We start from the raw sequence: 13,466 nt of genomic DNA, 5'->3' as shown, positions 1-13,466 counted from the left end.
GATGAAAATTGGAGACAAGCTTAGGGGTGTTATCACAGGCATCAAGCCTTACGGTGCCTTTGTTTCATTGGAAAATGGTACCACAGGCTTGATTCACATCTCGGAGATTAAGACAGGTTATATCGACAACATCTACAATACCCTCAAGGTAGACCAGGAGGTCTTGGTTCAAGTTGTTGATTTTGATGAATTTACACAAAAGGCCAGTCTTTCTTTGAGAACCCTTGAGGAAGAAAAAAATAAAATCCCTCATCGTCATCGTTTCTCAGATAGTCGTTTGAACTATGGCTTTAAACCTTTGGCAGAAGCAATGCCAGGATGGATTGAAGAAGGACTTGACTATCTTAGACAAGAGCATGAGGAAAAATAGCAAAAGCTGACTCACGATGAGTCAGCTTTTTATATGGCTTTTGAATTTGAGTGCAAACGAAAAGGTCCTCAACTTAATTTAAGACCCTTCTGGATTAATTAAACATCAAAATAGAGCAATTCTTTTGGTGTGTGTGTGAAGACTTCAAAGCCGTCTTTTGTAACATAACCACAGTCCTCGATACGAACACCAACTTTTTCAGGAATGTAGATACCTGGTTCAACAGAGAAGCACATACCTTCTTCGATAACCAAGTCATTTCCTTCCATGATAGAAGGGAATTCATGCACATCCATTCCGATACCGTGTCCGAGGCGGTGGTTGAAGTATTCGCCGTAACCAGCTTTTTCAATAACATTACGTGCTGCAGCATCGACTTCGCTGGCAGTTACACCTGGTTTAATCATATCTAGGGCAGCCTGTTGAGCTTCTAAAGTCAAGTGGTAGATTTCTTTTTTGAAATCATCGGGTTTTCCAACAGCGACTGTTCGCGTCATATCTGAAGCATAGCCATTCACCATACAGCCCAAGTCGAAGAGAAGAAGAGCATCTTTTTCAATTTTGTTGCTTCCAGGAATGCCGTGTGGGTTGGCTGCATTGTTACCAGTCAAGACCATAGTTTCAAAGCTCATTTCATAGCCCAAGCGTTTGATGCCAAATTCGATTTGAGCAATGATGTCTGTTTCAGTAACGTCGAGAGAAATATTGTCGAAACCGATATTAACAGCTTTATCAGCATAATCACCGGCAACAATCATTTTTTGAATTTCATCAGCTGACTTGATAACGCGCATTTTTTGAATGAATGGTGTCAAGTTTTCAAAGCGACCATCAAAGACCGTTTGCAATCCTTGGAACTTAGTCACATTGAGATTGTCAAACTCTGCATAAATAATAGGGCTGTCTGTACTTGCTAGGCCAGCCTTGATTTTTTGCCATGGATTTTCAGAGTCTACATAACCAAATACTGGGAAGTCGAGTAAAGCAGAGGCACGTGCAACCTCAAGAGCAGGTACAAAGAGGGCAGGCTCACGATTTTCGTAGACGAAGAGGAACATTTGGCGTTCATGTGGGTCACAATCAAAACCAGTAAGATAATTGACAGTTACAGGATCTGAAACAATAGCTAGCCCTGCTTTATTTTCATTCAAAAAATGACGAATGCGATCAAGTTTAGACATAGAAAAAAACTCCTTTGTATTTCTTACACTCATTCTGTCACTTTTATAAGGAAAATGCAAGCTGTTTTTTTGGCTTTTCATTAAATCATTTACTTTCATTGAGACTTTTTTAGGCTAGTTTTGTAAGCGATGGATAGTCTTGGAAACACGAAATGAGAGGCCTTTTTCTGAAATGGCTTTCTTCCTCATAACCACAAAGAAGGAATCCCTTTCATTTTTTTGTAAAAAATCAGTCAAAATAATTGAAAGTGTTTTCAGAATCTGATACAATTAGCGTGAAAGAGTGAGCGTAAAATGAGAAAGGAAGTGTTTTTATGAATACTGATGAAACAATCACTATTTATGACGTTGCGCGTGAGGCAGGCGTTTCGATGGCGACTGTGTCTCGTGTGGTAAATGGAAATAAAAATGTAAAAGAAAACACCCGAAAAAAAGTGCTTGAGGTCATTGATCGTTTGGATTATCGTCCAAATGCGGTTGCACGTGGCTTGGCGAGTAAGAAAACCACTACTGTAGGAGTTGTCATCCCAAATATTGCTAATAGTTATTTTGCTACTTTAGCAAGGGGGATTGATGATATTGCAACGATGTACAAGTACAATATTGTCCTTGCTTCTAGTGATGAAAATGACGATCACGAAGTTACCGTGATTAACTCTCTATTTGCCAAACAAGTAGATGGTATCATCTTCATGGGTTACCACTTGACGGAAAAAATTCGTGCAGAATTTTCTCGTACCCGTACTCCGATTGTCCTAGCAGGAACAGTGGACCTCGAGCACCAATTACCGAGCGTTAATATCGACTATAAAGTTGCCGTTGAGGATTCTGTAACGCAACTTGCCAAGAATAATGAAAAGGTTGCCTTTGTATCAGGACCACTAATTGATGATATTAATGGCAAACTCCGTCTAGCTGGTTATAAGGCTGGACTTGAAAAGAATAATTTGCGTTACAATGAAGGTCTTGTCTTTGAAGCCAAATATAGCTATAGAGATGGCTTTGATTTAGCACAACGTGTTTTGAACTCTGGTGCCACTGCTGCCTATGTTGGAGAAGATGAATTGGCTGCAGGTCTCTTGAATGGCCTCTTTGCTGCAGGTAAATCAGTTCCAGAAGACTTCGAAATCATCACAAGCAATGACTCACCAATTACAAGCTACACACGTCCAAACCTTTCTAGTATTAATCATCCTCTCTATGATTTAGGGGCAGTTAGCATGCGTATGTTGACTAAAATCATGAATAAGGAAGAGCTCGAAGAAAAAGATGTTATTCTTAATCACGGTCTTACCTTACGTCAGTCAACAAAATAAAAAAGGAGTTGGGACATAAGTTTGTCTCAACTTCTCTTTTTTAGAAAAAGGGAGAACCAATGACTTTTGAGGATGCTTATTTTAAACAGAAGATCCTAAAACAGGATAGCCTAGAGCCTTTTGGTTTTACAACTACTGAGCAAGGTTACGAGTTCAGAAAAACACTGATGGCGGATGAACTTGAAGCTCGATTGCTTATTGATTTAGAAGGTAAGTTGACGGGACAGGTTGTTGATATCGATCTTGATGAGCCTTATGATATCTTCAGGAGTCCTCAGGCCACTGGAACTTACGTTGGTCAAGTCAGAGAAGCTTATGGAGAACTTCTCTCACAGCTAGCTGATTCTTGTTATGAAAATCAATTGTTCTCATCTCCACAAGCTAATCGCCTAGTTCAGTTTTTAGTTCAAGAATTTTCAGACCAAGCAGACCATCCTTTCGAAAAGGAACCAAGCTATTTGTCCTTTAGGGTTGATGGTAAATGGTACGCCTTGTTTTTTCCTCTTAAGGGAGAAAAACTAGGGCTTGATGGAGAAAAGGCGGATTTAATTTATGATGTGGTTAACCTGAAGGTTAATCCAAAGCAAATGGATAAGCTCTTGGAAATGGATGGGGTTTTTCCTAGCTACCATATGTCCAAGAAGACCTGGATTAGTCTTGTTTTAGACGAGACATTGTCGGACCAAACCATTATTGAGCTTCTTAGTGACAGTCGCTCCCTAGTGGCCCCAAAACATCTTAGAAAGGCTTTTGAGCCTCATTATTGGATTATCCCGGTAAATTTGAAATACTACGATATTGGAGAGGAGTTCTCCGCAAATGAGGAGATTCTTTGGACACAGAAAGCTAGTATGCAAAAGGGAGATTTGGTGGCTATCTATATTACGGCACCTACCAAGGCCATCCGTTACCTCTGTCAGGTTTTAGAAGCGAATATCCCTAATCAAGGTTATTGTGAAGAGGCGAGTATTAAGGAGTTGATGCGGATTAAACCCTTATACACCTTTAATGACACCGAATTTGACAGTGATAGACTAAAGAGTTTAGGTATCAAAACTGTTCGAGGTCCAAGACATATGACAGATGAGTTAGTTCAGTCCCTATCCCCTTACCTAAAAGAAAAATAGAAGGAGGACATCATGCGAATTTTGATTGCACCTGATTCGTTTAAGGAAAGTTTGTCTGCAAAAGAGGTTGCCTTAGCTCTTAAATTGGGCTTTGAAAATGCCTTACCCGACACTGAGTTTGACCTCATGCCAATAGGTGATGGTGGCGAGGGCACCTTAGATGCTCTTTCTGAAAATCTAAATCTTGAGAAGAAAAGTATCGAGATTCCTCATGCCTATACAAGTGATGGAAGTGTTTCTTTTGCCAGCAATGGCCAGACTGCCGTTTTTGAAATGGCTGCGATTTGTGGCTTGGAACAGATTCCTAAGGATAAACGAAATCCTCTAGCTCTAACGACACAAGGCGTGGGTGAAGTAATTGTTCATTTGGTTCAATCTGGCATCCGAGATTTTATCATAGGCGTAGGTGGGTCTGCTACCAATGATGGTGGTATTGGTATGGCATATGGATTGGGTTATCGTTATTATGACTCTCAGGGACAGGAACTTGAGCCAATAGGTGCTAATCTTGGTCTTATTAAAAAGGTATCCTCTAAAAATAAGATTGATTTGTCTGGTGTTACTATTCATCTGATTACTGACGTAGATAATCCCTTGTGTGGTCAAGATGGAGCGACCTATATTTTTGGTGGACAAAAAGGCCTAGCTCCTTCACAATTTAAAAAGGTTGACCAAGACATGACACAATTCTACGAAAACTTTGCTCCTGAGGTTTTAAAACTGGCTGGTTCAGGAGCCGGAGGAGGCATGGCAGCGGGTTTAGTAGCCTTTGCAGGCGCAGAAATTAAATCAGGGATTGACTTTGTACTTGATTGCGTTGATTTTGATCAACGTGTGAAGGAAGTTGATTTGGTCATAGTTGGTGAAGGACGTATGGATAGCCAGTCCTTGTCTGGTAAAGCACCAGTCGGGGTGGCTAGGCGGACACCATCAACTATTCCCGTCATTGCTATCTGTGGTAGTTTGAAGGATGACCTGCCTGATTTTCCAGTTGCAGGTATCTCAGCTGCTTTCCCTATCATTGGACAAGTATTAGAGTTAGACCAAGTTTTAGCTACCGCTAAGGAGAATCTCTATCGCACAGGACTCAATATTGGGAATGTCATCAAGCTCAGTAAAACATTGTGATATAAGAAAAAGCTGACTTTGCATCAGCTTTTATTTTCCAAATAGTTTAGCAAAAAATCCCTTTTTTTCAAGGATAGGTTCAGTTTCACTAGGAGCAAGGATATCAGGATAGAGTTCTGAAAATAACACTTTATCAAGATTCTCTGCTTGATTACTATGTACGATAAGACCGTATGGTGAATGGGCCTTGGCCTCGTCAACGATAGTTGCAGAAATATTTAGTGCTTGAGCAGTCTTGATATAGTTAAATTGTGTCTGGTCAGCTAATTTTGGAGAAAGTTTGAGACTAAGATTAGGGTGAACGGCTAATAAGTCTTTTAATATTTGCGGAAAATTGTCAATTACAGTTTTCTTTTCGGTATTTTCCAATAGAACAGCTAGGACTACACGTTCCGCATAGGTTCCAAAATACTGACGAAGTTCATCGGGATTTAGGCGTTTTTCGCCACTAGCGCATTGGAGCACTTTGTTTTCAAGTGAAGTCATAGGAATCTCCTCTTAGTTTTCTACTTGTATTATACAATATTTTGAATTCCTTTTCATTTGAGTTGCTTTCTGAGATTTTCAAAAATAATTGAAAATATTAAAAAATAGAAAATCGCTAGAAAATTCTGGTTTTAATTTGCTTAAGCCTTGATATTATGGTAATATATAGGTGTAAAAAATTTTAACTCATAAGGAGAGTATTGTAATGTCAATTATTACTGATGTTTACGCACGCGAAGTCCTTGACTCACGCGGTAACCCAACACTTGAAGTAGAAGTTTACACTGAATCTGGTGCATTCGGTCGCGGTATGGTTCCTTCAGGAGCTTCAACTGGTGAACACGAAGCAGTAGAACTTCGTGATGGTGACAAAGCTCGTTACGGTGGTCTTGGTACTCAAAAAGCAGTTGATAACGTAAACAACGTTATTGCTGAACACATCATCGGATTCGACGTACGTGATCAACAAGGTATTGACCGCGCAATGATCGCTCTTGACGGTACTCCAAACAAAGGTAAACTTGGTGCCAACGCTATTCTTGGTGTGTCTATCGCTGTAGCACGCGCAGCTGCTGACTACCTTGAAGTTCCACTTTACAGCTACCTTGGCGGATTCAACACTAAAGTTCTTCCAACTCCAATGATGAACATCATCAACGGTGGTTCTCACTCAGACGCTCCAATCGCTTTCCAAGAATTCATGATTGTACCTGCTGGTGCACCAACATTCAAAGAAGCTCTTCGTTGGGGTGCTGAAATCTTCCACGCACTTAAGAAAATCCTTAAAGAACGTGGACTTGAAACAGCCGTAGGTGACGAAGGTGGTTTTGCACCTCGTTTCGACGGAACTGAAGATGGTGTTGAAACTATCATCAAAGCTATCGAAGCTGCTGGATATGTACCAGGTAAAGATGTATTTATCGGATTTGACTGTGCATCATCTGAATTCTACGATGCAGAACGTAAAGTTTACGACTACACTAAATTTGAAGGTGAAGGCGCTGCTGTTCGTACTGCTGCAGAACAAATCGACTACCTTGAAGAATTGGTTAACAAATACCCAATCATCACTATCGAAGATGGTATGGACGAAAATGACTGGGACGGTTGGAAAGCTCTTACTGAACGTCTTGGTGGTAAAGTTCAATTGGTTGGTGACGACTTCTTCGTAACTAACACAGCTTACCTTGAAAAAGGTATTGCAGAACACGCTGCTAACTCAATCCTTATCAAAGTTAACCAAATCGGTACTTTGACTGAAACTTTCGACGCTATCGAAATGGCGAAAGAAGCTGGATACACAGCAGTAGTATCACACCGTTCAGGTGAAACTGAAGATTCAACAATCGCTGATATCGCAGTTGCAACTAACGCTGGTCAAATCAAGACAGGTTCATTGTCACGTACTGACCGTATCGCTAAATACAACCAATTGCTTCGTATCGAAGACCAACTTGGTGAAGTTGCAGAATACCGTGGTTTGAAATCATTCTACAACTTGAAAAAATAAAACGTTGATTTAACAACGTTTCTGAGGACTCTAGGTTAAACCTAGGGTTCTTTTTTTCTACCCAAGGGGCAAGGAAGGGGCAAGATTGTTCGTGATGATATTATCTAAAACATTGACAGCTTGGTCTTTCATATTCCTTGTGACATGGGTATAGATGCTAGTAGTGACTTCCGAATCAGCATGCCCAACCCTATCCATGATGGTTTTAAGTGGCACATTGTTTTCAGCCAGTATACTTATCGTGGTATGTCTGAAGATGTGAGGGGATAGGTGTTTATCGATAGGTGTTTCCAATCTTGTGTTAGCTCGTTGGAGTGATGCACTTAGGATTGTGCTGTGGATAGGCTTACCAGTGTTAGTCGTGAAAATCTTATCGCTACGATACCAATCTGGATTGGTTGATTCGCTTAACTCTCTCAATTCTAGTATCTGGTCAATGATTTCCATTTCACGATTGGTGAGGTAGGTTGTCCGGTAACTAGCGACGGTTTTCGTCCCTTCGTTTTCTGGAATGTATCTGTTGAAAGAAGTGTGGATATCCAGGGAGCGTGTTTCCTTGTGGTAGTCTGAAACAGTCAGCCCAGCCAGTTCACCAATACGGCAACCATTCAAGAGCATAAACTCGCACGCTAGAGCATATCTCAGTGTTATGTCCTTTCGGTAGAGTTCTTTCAGCAATCGACTGTATTCGTCTGGTTCTAAGTATTTATTCTTGGCAGCTTGTTGTTTCTCAAGTTTATTGGTCTTCTTTGGAAGTCGTGCTTTCCTCGATGGGTTATCGGTAATAAGTTGTTGATCCATAGCATAATCGAAGAATGTATTTAGTACGGTCTTGGCACGATATTTCTGTGAATCTGTCCAGTCTTCAGTGTCTAGTAAGGATTGGATAAGTCTGACATTGATGTTCGATAGGATAGTTCCTTGTTCAATAGTGTCATATATTCGTTTAACGGATGCTGCAAGGCTCTTGATTGAGCTTAACTTAATCTGTTTTTGATGAAATTCCCACCATTCGTTAAAGGCACTATGGAACGATACATTAGTAGTGCTTGATGATTCTATTTTCTGGGCTATCTTATCATCCAGTAAGCGCTGAGCTTCTTTCTTTGCTCGATTTGAGCCGCTATTAAGCGTAACAGATACCCGTTTCCATTTCTCAGTGTAAGTGTCCTTATATCTTTCGAAATATTTGTATTTTCCGTTTGGCAATTCTTCTACCCACATTGTCATATCTCCTATTATTTGGTAAAATGGGTACAGAAAAGGACATGTAAGGCTGTTTTCCAGTTTACACGTTTTTTCTGTGGTGCTGCTCTATAATCTAACTTTGGCGAGGGAGATTATAGGGCTTTTTTTATTGCGATAATAATTTGGCTTTCTGTGCTTGAAATTCTTCCTCAGTGAGTACCTAGATTTTTTATTTTTTTGAAGTCCATATTTTCACCCTATCAATTCGTAGTACTCATCAATGACCATCAACTCATCTGTTACTGTCCTAAGCTTGTGCTTTTGCATAAAATGCAAGTAGTTAAAAGACTTGTGGTCATCTGATGCTGAAAGCTCTTCTTCGAGCAGTTTATGGATCATGTGCCTATTCGCTTCATTTTCGCATCTAGTGCGATTGTTTTGATAAAGTTCAGCAGAATGATCCAGATGCCCTAATTCGTGGTATATAACCCGTTTTTTGGCGTTTTCTGACAGCTCACGGTTTATGAAAATAATATTGATTTCTTTGATGTAAACTCCTGGTCTATGCCAGAGGTCATTATCAAAGTAAGCGAGAGTGACACCGTGCGAGTCTACTAGCTCTTCAATAGTCATAGGCTATTATCCTTTTTGTGTTATTTTGTTGTTAAAATGGTTACGATGATTGCTAGTATCCCCAGTAAAGTACTAACTAACAATCCGATAAACCAATACATGAACTCTTTTTTGCTTTTAGCTTGCTCTTCTAATCTCTTATTCTCTTGAGTTAGAAACATAGTCTCTACACGTTTCTCGAAATTATCAAATTTCAAATCAACTTGTTCAAATTTCAAGCCGATTTTTTCAAATCCGCTACTCATCTCTTGTCTGAGTTGGTCAATTTTTAAATCAATTTTCTCAAATCCGTGCTGGGTGTCAGAATTAATTTTATCAAGTTTTAAGTCGATTTCAGATTTGCTGTAAGTATCTTGTGGCATAATAATTTCCTCCGATAACATTTCTGACTCCATTATACCACGATTTTGTGTGGGTACAGTTTTCAATGAAGTTTTAGAAGCGTGAATTGAAGAAACATTGGAAGGGGTGGTTTTGAAATTATCTTGTGTGTCCGGCATCGTTTATCCCCACTTTCCAAAATGATGATAACTATATGCTGTATCTACTTCCTGACCGTTTTCGTCCATCAAGATGAAGAAAAAGTAAAAATCACTTGGGCTCTGTATCGTAAAATTAAAGCTGAAATTTCCAGTGGCCATACCAAAGCCGTCTTCAAGTAGCGCAAAATCTTGTCTCGCGATATTAATTCTAGTAGCATGGACAGGGTAAGACGTGCCGTTAGGGAAGTGGGCAGTTAGAGATAAGATATAATCTGTTTCAGGTCTTAGATTAAAGAAGTCTAGAAATGCAACCAAAGATGTCGAACCAGGGAATACATCGAAATTAGTTATTGTTCCTAACGATTGAGCTGTTTCAGGATTGACAATTCTAATTGCTGTCATCTTTTCTCTGAACGGATTCTTTTTCATTGGAATACTTGTCATACTATCTACCTCTCAAATAAATCTCAATGATGTTCTGGATGGCATCGATGTCTTCTTCAGTAAGTGGCTTGCCATCGAATGTCTTGGCGTTCTCTGCCATTTTTCGGAGGTCGTCAGACGTGTAACCTGCGATTCTATCGTTGTTTGCTATATTAGGATTATCAGTACGACCTAGAAGATAATCAGTGGAAACGTTGAAGTAGTCGGCAATCATTGAAACTCGTTCAACATTTGGTGTTGATTTCTTCATGTTATAAATTGTATTTCTGCTAAAACCTAATTTTTCTTCAAGTTTATTTAATGAAATACCTTGTTTGTCAGCCAATTCTTTTATTTTTTCAAATGTGAAAAACATTGATACATCAACCTTTCTAAGGCACGACAAAAAATATTTAATAAATTTACTACAAAACCATTGACAAACTTTAATAAATTTATTACAATATTTTTGTAAGCTAAAGAGTTAGCGAATAAGACAATTAAAAAAATAAAAACCTAAAAACTGATTGGCGTCCGTTTTGAATAGGTAACCCTTACTTTTTTAGTGAGTCTTTTCTCTATGTCTTGATTTTAATAAATTTATTTATCGATGTCAAGAAATTAGCTAACTTTTTAGTCAATATTTTAAAAAAGAAAGGAGAGAATATGACTCAACAACATCAAAAGTGGACTCAGCTTGTCAAAGACAAATTGAATTCGGAGGGGATGACACAAACACACCTTGCTCGTGCTTGTGGAGTAAAGAAGCCTACCATCTCAGAATTGCTGAAGTATGGTAAAGGAAGCAACAGATTGAAAAACCGAGTGTGCGATGTCTTGGGTATCGACGAGACTTGGGTTGATTTAGGAGAGTAGGAGGTTGAAGAAAATGAATCACATTCACGATTTTATCGAGTTCATGCAAAAAGGCCGCACAATCCCAGAATGGGACTTCACGACCTACATGTTCTTTACATTCTCAATGCTTGTTGGGGTTCTTATCTTGCTTCCTATTCGCTTTGAGCGTTCGTTTGGAAAGCGACCAGAAAGCGCCGAAGATAGGGAAGCTGACGAAGGACATTAAATTTCCAAATTGAGTATCAGACAGGACAATTAAGCAGTTTCTCAAAACGAGGATTCCAAAGATAGCCAAAGCGATCACAAAGCTATAAGTTATATCTCCCTCTTTCTCAAGCTTGAAAAAGAGTAGGACGTCATGAATATAGCTTAGCGCTATCAGCGAGATTAATAAAGCAACACCAATCACTAGACATAGATACATCCAATTGATGTCAGTTAGGCTAGTCAAAGCTGAATGTCTATCTGGTGTAATACAGTGAAATTCAACGTATAGCAAACCTACTAACATTAGTGGGACTAATACTTCAGATTTATTCTTCATGTTAATACCTCGTTTTTATTAACTATTATAGCAAAGAAAGGAAACACTATGAATGAAATTTTTAACTTTAATGGGAAGGCAGTCCGAACTGTAACAGTTGACAACGAGCCTTATTTCGTAGGGAAAGATGTAGCAGAGATTTTAGGCTACTCAGGAACCGCTAAAGCAATCCGTACCCATGTAGACGGAGAGGATAAAGGGGTGACCACAATGGACACCCCTGGAGGTAAGCAAGACCTAGTAATCATCAACGAATCGGGTCTTTACTCGCTCATCCTATCCAGCAAACTACCACAAGCCAAGGAGTTTAAACGTTGGGTCACATCAGAGGTTTTGCCAACCATACGCAAGCATGGCATGTATGCTACAGACCAACTGCTTAATGATCCTGATCTTGCCATTGCAGCCTTTCAAGCTCTTAAAGACGAACGAGCTAAAGTGGTGCAACTAGAGGCTGAATTGGCCTTGGCGCAAGAGCAAGCACGCTACTTCGACATCATTCTAGAAAGCAAAGGGGCGGTGCGTGTTACCCAGATTGCGGCAGATTATGGCATGAGTGCCAGGAAATTCAATGCAATCTTGCATGATCTAGGTGTTCAGTACAAAGTCAACAGTCAATGGATTTTGTATAAGAAACACATAGGTAAGGGCTATGTCGATAGTTCGACATTTGATTACAAGGATAAGAACGGTCAAGATCAAGTCAATATGACAACGACTTGGACACAAAAGGGGCGCTTGTTTTTGTATGAATTGCTAAAAGCTAACGACATCCTGCCACTCATCGAACAAGAGGATTAAAGGAGTAAAAAAATGGAAATCACCTACAAACCAGTCGGAGTTAACGAGACGGCTGAGTGGGGAGACTACGACCACCTCATGCAGCGGTGGGAAGGTCTAGGGAAGTCGATGGCAAAGAACCTCATTCGAGAAATGAGGGATAACAAAGACTTCCGAGACTACGTGTTCAACCCAACACACAAGTTAGTCTTCATAAACTATGAAGGTTTCAAGTCCTTCATCGAATGGAAAACCAGGAATAGATTCAAAAAGGAGAAACTATGAATAATCATTATATAAAACGGTTGGTAGCGTGCGCTATCCAATTTGACAAAGACTTCCACAAGATGGAAGGTGGCATCCCTGCTCTCGACAACATTACGGAGTTAATCCTCTACATCAATCAGACGTTGGATGTTTCAAAAAAAGCAAAGAGCGAACTAGATGACATTGATACAAAATGTCTGATGTACAGAGATGTTTGCAGCAAACCAGACACATCAGACGATAAATGTAAAGATTTGTTTCAAGATGCAGCAATTGATTTCGTTGCCGTTTGTAGGACACACGACATCTTAGACATTTAAGAAAGAACACCCCTAGCCGTAGCAGCGAGCTAGTGCGGTTAGGGAAAGAAAGGAATTAAAAATGAAAAAACTATTTAAATGGCTCTTTGTAAAAGAGCAAGCAGAAACAGTAGAGGTTCCAGCTTGGACTTTTGAGAAAAACGCATCGGAGCCTAGTCGAGATCGTTATAACAAAATGCACGGTTTGGGAGAAACATTGATTTGAAACATCTATTAAAGTTCTTATTCGGCAAGAAAAAGCCAAAACAAAAAGAGTATTTCTTTGAAGTGGTGGAAACCCCAGAGGAAAAACAAGAGCGGCTTAAACAGAAATATAGCAAATAGTAGCCATCTTTCAGCGTGCAGCCATGACCTCGTCGTGGAGTGCATCTTATACCCATAATTTTTCCCCAAAAATTAACACTTTACTACCCACACAAAAATCTTTCTAAAAAACATATTTACAAAGCGGCGAGGTTGTGGGTGCACGTTGAAGGCACTAAAAAAAGCACAGGTAAGGGCCTGTGCAAGAAAAAAACATCTATACAAGGAGTATACCATGAAATCATTCAACACTCAAACAATCGCAAAAACTGGATTCACTAAAAGCAAAGCATTTGGATTGTGTGGCACGCTCGCTATTGCTACAGCTCTATTAATTGGTGCTGGCACAGTATCAGCGGACGAAACTGCTCAACCAGTAGCAGACACACAACCAACTGCCGCTAATGTCTATACCGCTGACAATGGCGGCAACGTTACGGTGACACCAAGTGAAACAGTGGTGGAAACTCCAGCGGTATTTACTCCACCAGCACCGGTAGAATCTCAACCGATTGCAGAAGCACCAGCAACAACTACAGAAGTAGCTCAA

18 protein-coding genes and 1 pseudogene are annotated in these 13,466 nt (G+C 39.8%); 12 read left to right on the top strand and 7 right to left on the bottom strand.

Features of this window, described 5'->3' with window-relative positions; genetic code table 11:
• The first annotated feature begins 1 nt into the window (after position 1).
• A complete protein-coding gene (locus HMPREF2867_RS05555; protein ID WP_002886108.1) occupies positions 2-370 on the top strand; it encodes a S1 RNA-binding domain-containing protein in 369 nt (122 codons plus the stop codon).
• 98 nt (positions 371-468) lie between these two features.
• Here HMPREF2867_RS05555 and HMPREF2867_RS05550 read toward each other — a convergent pair whose 3' ends face one another.
• A complete protein-coding gene (locus tag HMPREF2867_RS05550; protein WP_070576324.1) occupies positions 469-1,551 on the bottom strand; it encodes a M24 family metallopeptidase in 1,083 nt (360 codons plus the stop codon).
• A 314-nt stretch (positions 1,552-1,865) separates the two neighbouring features.
• Between HMPREF2867_RS05550 and ccpA the strand changes: the two genes are divergently transcribed.
• From ccpA to HMPREF2867_RS05535, 3 genes are read left to right on the top strand one after another with little or no spacing between them, the layout of a single operon-like run.
• Entirely contained in the window at positions 1,866-2,867 is a 1,002-nt protein-coding gene (gene ccpA / locus HMPREF2867_RS05545) for a catabolite control protein A (protein ID WP_070576321.1), read from the top strand.
• Between the two features lie 59 nt (positions 2,868-2,926).
• Positions 2,927-3,994, top strand: coding sequence for an MmcQ/YjbR family DNA-binding protein (locus tag HMPREF2867_RS05540; protein WP_070576319.1), 1,068 nt, complete (start codon positions 2,927-2,929; stop codon positions 3,992-3,994).
• A gap of 12 nt (positions 3,995-4,006) precedes the next feature.
• Complete coding sequence (locus HMPREF2867_RS05535) at positions 4,007-5,122, top strand: glycerate kinase (protein WP_070576315.1); 1,116 nt, start codon at positions 4,007-4,009, stop codon at positions 5,120-5,122.
• A gap of 30 nt (positions 5,123-5,152) precedes the next feature.
• Here HMPREF2867_RS05535 and HMPREF2867_RS05530 read toward each other — a convergent pair whose 3' ends face one another.
• Complete coding sequence (locus tag HMPREF2867_RS05530; RefSeq protein WP_070576312.1) at positions 5,153-5,608, bottom strand: YueI family protein; 456 nt, start codon at positions 5,606-5,608, stop codon at positions 5,153-5,155.
• A gap of 205 nt (positions 5,609-5,813) precedes the next feature.
• Between HMPREF2867_RS05530 and eno the strand changes: the two genes are divergently transcribed.
• The gene (eno, locus tag HMPREF2867_RS05525; RefSeq protein ID WP_002886048.1) at positions 5,814-7,118 is read left to right on the top strand and encodes a surface-displayed alpha-enolase; all 1,305 of its coding nucleotides are present in this window, start codon (positions 5,814-5,816) and stop codon (positions 7,116-7,118) included.
• Positions 7,119-7,175: 57 nt separating this feature from the next.
• On the opposite strand, the gene HMPREF2867_RS05520 is transcribed toward eno, so the two are convergent.
• The 5 genes from HMPREF2867_RS05520 to HMPREF2867_RS05500 all read right to left on the bottom strand — a co-directional run bounded on the left by HMPREF2867_RS05520 (position 7,176) and on the right by HMPREF2867_RS05500 (position 10,220).
• Entirely contained in the window at positions 7,176-8,348 is a 1,173-nt protein-coding gene (locus tag HMPREF2867_RS05520; protein WP_083306753.1) for a tyrosine-type recombinase/integrase, read from the bottom strand.
• A gap of 210 nt (positions 8,349-8,558) precedes the next feature.
• A complete protein-coding gene (locus tag HMPREF2867_RS05515; RefSeq protein ID WP_070576305.1) occupies positions 8,559-8,939 on the bottom strand; it encodes an ImmA/IrrE family metallo-endopeptidase in 381 nt (126 codons plus the stop codon).
• A gap of 20 nt (positions 8,940-8,959) precedes the next feature.
• Entirely contained in the window at positions 8,960-9,439 is a 480-nt protein-coding gene (locus HMPREF2867_RS05510) for a hypothetical protein (protein WP_241672530.1), read from the bottom strand.
• Positions 9,440-9,442: 3 nt separating this feature from the next.
• On the bottom strand, positions 9,443-9,823 hold the full coding sequence (locus HMPREF2867_RS05505) for a hypothetical protein (RefSeq protein ID WP_256263064.1): 381 nt from the start codon (positions 9,821-9,823) through the stop codon (positions 9,443-9,445).
• Between the two features lie 43 nt (positions 9,824-9,866).
• The gene (locus HMPREF2867_RS05500) at positions 9,867-10,220 is read right to left on the bottom strand and encodes a helix-turn-helix domain-containing protein (protein ID WP_070576297.1); all 354 of its coding nucleotides are present in this window, start codon (positions 10,218-10,220) and stop codon (positions 9,867-9,869) included.
• Positions 10,221-10,510: 290 nt separating this feature from the next.
• Between HMPREF2867_RS05500 and HMPREF2867_RS05495 the strand changes: the two genes are divergently transcribed.
• The 7 genes and pseudogenes from HMPREF2867_RS05495 to HMPREF2867_RS05470 all read left to right on the top strand — a co-directional run.
• Positions 10,511-10,720, top strand: coding sequence for a helix-turn-helix domain-containing protein (locus HMPREF2867_RS05495; RefSeq protein ID WP_070576294.1), 210 nt, complete (start codon positions 10,511-10,513; stop codon positions 10,718-10,720).
• A gap of 13 nt (positions 10,721-10,733) precedes the next feature.
• Positions 10,734-10,928 carry a hypothetical protein gene (locus HMPREF2867_RS05490; protein WP_070576291.1) on the top strand — a complete coding sequence of 65 codons (195 nt, stop codon included), beginning with the start codon at positions 10,734-10,736 and terminating at the stop codon, positions 10,926-10,928.
• Positions 10,929-11,294: 366 nt separating this feature from the next.
• Positions 11,295-12,047, top strand: coding sequence for a phage antirepressor KilAC domain-containing protein (locus tag HMPREF2867_RS05485; protein ID WP_070576288.1), 753 nt, complete (start codon positions 11,295-11,297; stop codon positions 12,045-12,047).
• Between the two features lie 12 nt (positions 12,048-12,059).
• Entirely contained in the window at positions 12,060-12,311 is a 252-nt protein-coding gene (locus tag HMPREF2867_RS05480) for an excisionase (protein WP_070576283.1), read from the top strand.
• A complete protein-coding gene (locus HMPREF2867_RS05475; RefSeq protein ID WP_070576280.1) occupies positions 12,308-12,613 on the top strand; it encodes a hypothetical protein in 306 nt (101 codons plus the stop codon). The genes HMPREF2867_RS05480 and HMPREF2867_RS05475 overlap by 4 nt, the downstream gene beginning before the upstream one ends.
• Before the next feature lie 61 nt (positions 12,614-12,674).
• The gene (locus HMPREF2867_RS11355; RefSeq protein ID WP_173018551.1) at positions 12,675-12,818 is read left to right on the top strand and encodes a hypothetical protein; all 144 of its coding nucleotides are present in this window, start codon (positions 12,675-12,677) and stop codon (positions 12,816-12,818) included.
• 333 nt (positions 12,819-13,151) lie between these two features.
• Positions 13,152-13,466: pseudogene (locus HMPREF2867_RS05470) on the top strand (hypothetical protein); the annotation flags it as partial.

The organism is Streptococcus sp. HMSC064H09, from assembly GCF_001812625.1.
GTDB lineage: Bacteria > Bacillota > Bacilli > Lactobacillales > Streptococcaceae > Streptococcus.
This window is presented reverse-complemented; position numbering and strand designations above follow the sequence as displayed.

What these genes read in the sequence shown, in the direction of transcription:
- HMPREF2867_RS05555 (WP_002886108.1), top strand. Translation starts at nt 2, where the DNA reads ATGAAAATTGGAGACAAGCTTAGGGGTGTTATCACAGGCATCAAGCCT.
- HMPREF2867_RS05520 (WP_083306753.1), bottom strand. Translation starts at nt 8,348, where the DNA reads ATGACAATGTGGGTAGAAGAATTGCCAAACGGAAAATACAAATATTTC.
- HMPREF2867_RS05485 (WP_070576288.1), top strand. Translation starts at nt 11,295, where the DNA reads ATGAATGAAATTTTTAACTTTAATGGGAAGGCAGTCCGAACTGTAACA.
- ccpA (WP_070576321.1), top strand. Translation starts at nt 1,866, where the DNA reads ATGAATACTGATGAAACAATCACTATTTATGACGTTGCGCGTGAGGCA.
- eno (WP_002886048.1), top strand. Translation starts at nt 5,814, where the DNA reads ATGTCAATTATTACTGATGTTTACGCACGCGAAGTCCTTGACTCACGC.
- HMPREF2867_RS05530 (WP_070576312.1), bottom strand. Translation starts at nt 5,608, where the DNA reads ATGACTTCACTTGAAAACAAAGTGCTCCAATGCGCTAGTGGCGAAAAA.
- HMPREF2867_RS05505 (WP_256263064.1), bottom strand. Translation starts at nt 9,823, where the DNA reads ATGACAGCAATTAGAATTGTCAATCCTGAAACAGCTCAATCGTTAGGA.
- HMPREF2867_RS05480 (WP_070576283.1), top strand. Translation starts at nt 12,060, where the DNA reads ATGGAAATCACCTACAAACCAGTCGGAGTTAACGAGACGGCTGAGTGG.
- HMPREF2867_RS05495 (WP_070576294.1), top strand. Translation starts at nt 10,511, where the DNA reads ATGACTCAACAACATCAAAAGTGGACTCAGCTTGTCAAAGACAAATTG.
- HMPREF2867_RS05515 (WP_070576305.1), bottom strand. Translation starts at nt 8,939, where the DNA reads ATGACTATTGAAGAGCTAGTAGACTCGCACGGTGTCACTCTCGCTTAC.
- HMPREF2867_RS05500 (WP_070576297.1), bottom strand. Translation starts at nt 10,220, where the DNA reads ATGTTTTTCACATTTGAAAAAATAAAAGAATTGGCTGACAAACAAGGT.
- HMPREF2867_RS05535 (WP_070576315.1), top strand. Translation starts at nt 4,007, where the DNA reads ATGCGAATTTTGATTGCACCTGATTCGTTTAAGGAAAGTTTGTCTGCA.
- HMPREF2867_RS05510 (WP_241672530.1), bottom strand. Translation starts at nt 9,439, where the DNA reads ATGCCGGACACACAAGATAATTTCAAAACCACCCCTTCCAATGTTTCT.
- HMPREF2867_RS11355 (WP_173018551.1), top strand. Translation starts at nt 12,675, where the DNA reads ATGAAAAAACTATTTAAATGGCTCTTTGTAAAAGAGCAAGCAGAAACA.
- HMPREF2867_RS05490 (WP_070576291.1), top strand. Translation starts at nt 10,734, where the DNA reads ATGAATCACATTCACGATTTTATCGAGTTCATGCAAAAAGGCCGCACA.
- HMPREF2867_RS05550 (WP_070576324.1), bottom strand. Translation starts at nt 1,551, where the DNA reads ATGTCTAAACTTGATCGCATTCGTCATTTTTTGAATGAAAATAAAGCA.
- HMPREF2867_RS05475 (WP_070576280.1), top strand. Translation starts at nt 12,308, where the DNA reads ATGAATAATCATTATATAAAACGGTTGGTAGCGTGCGCTATCCAATTT.
- HMPREF2867_RS05540 (WP_070576319.1), top strand. Translation starts at nt 2,927, where the DNA reads ATGACTTTTGAGGATGCTTATTTTAAACAGAAGATCCTAAAACAGGAT.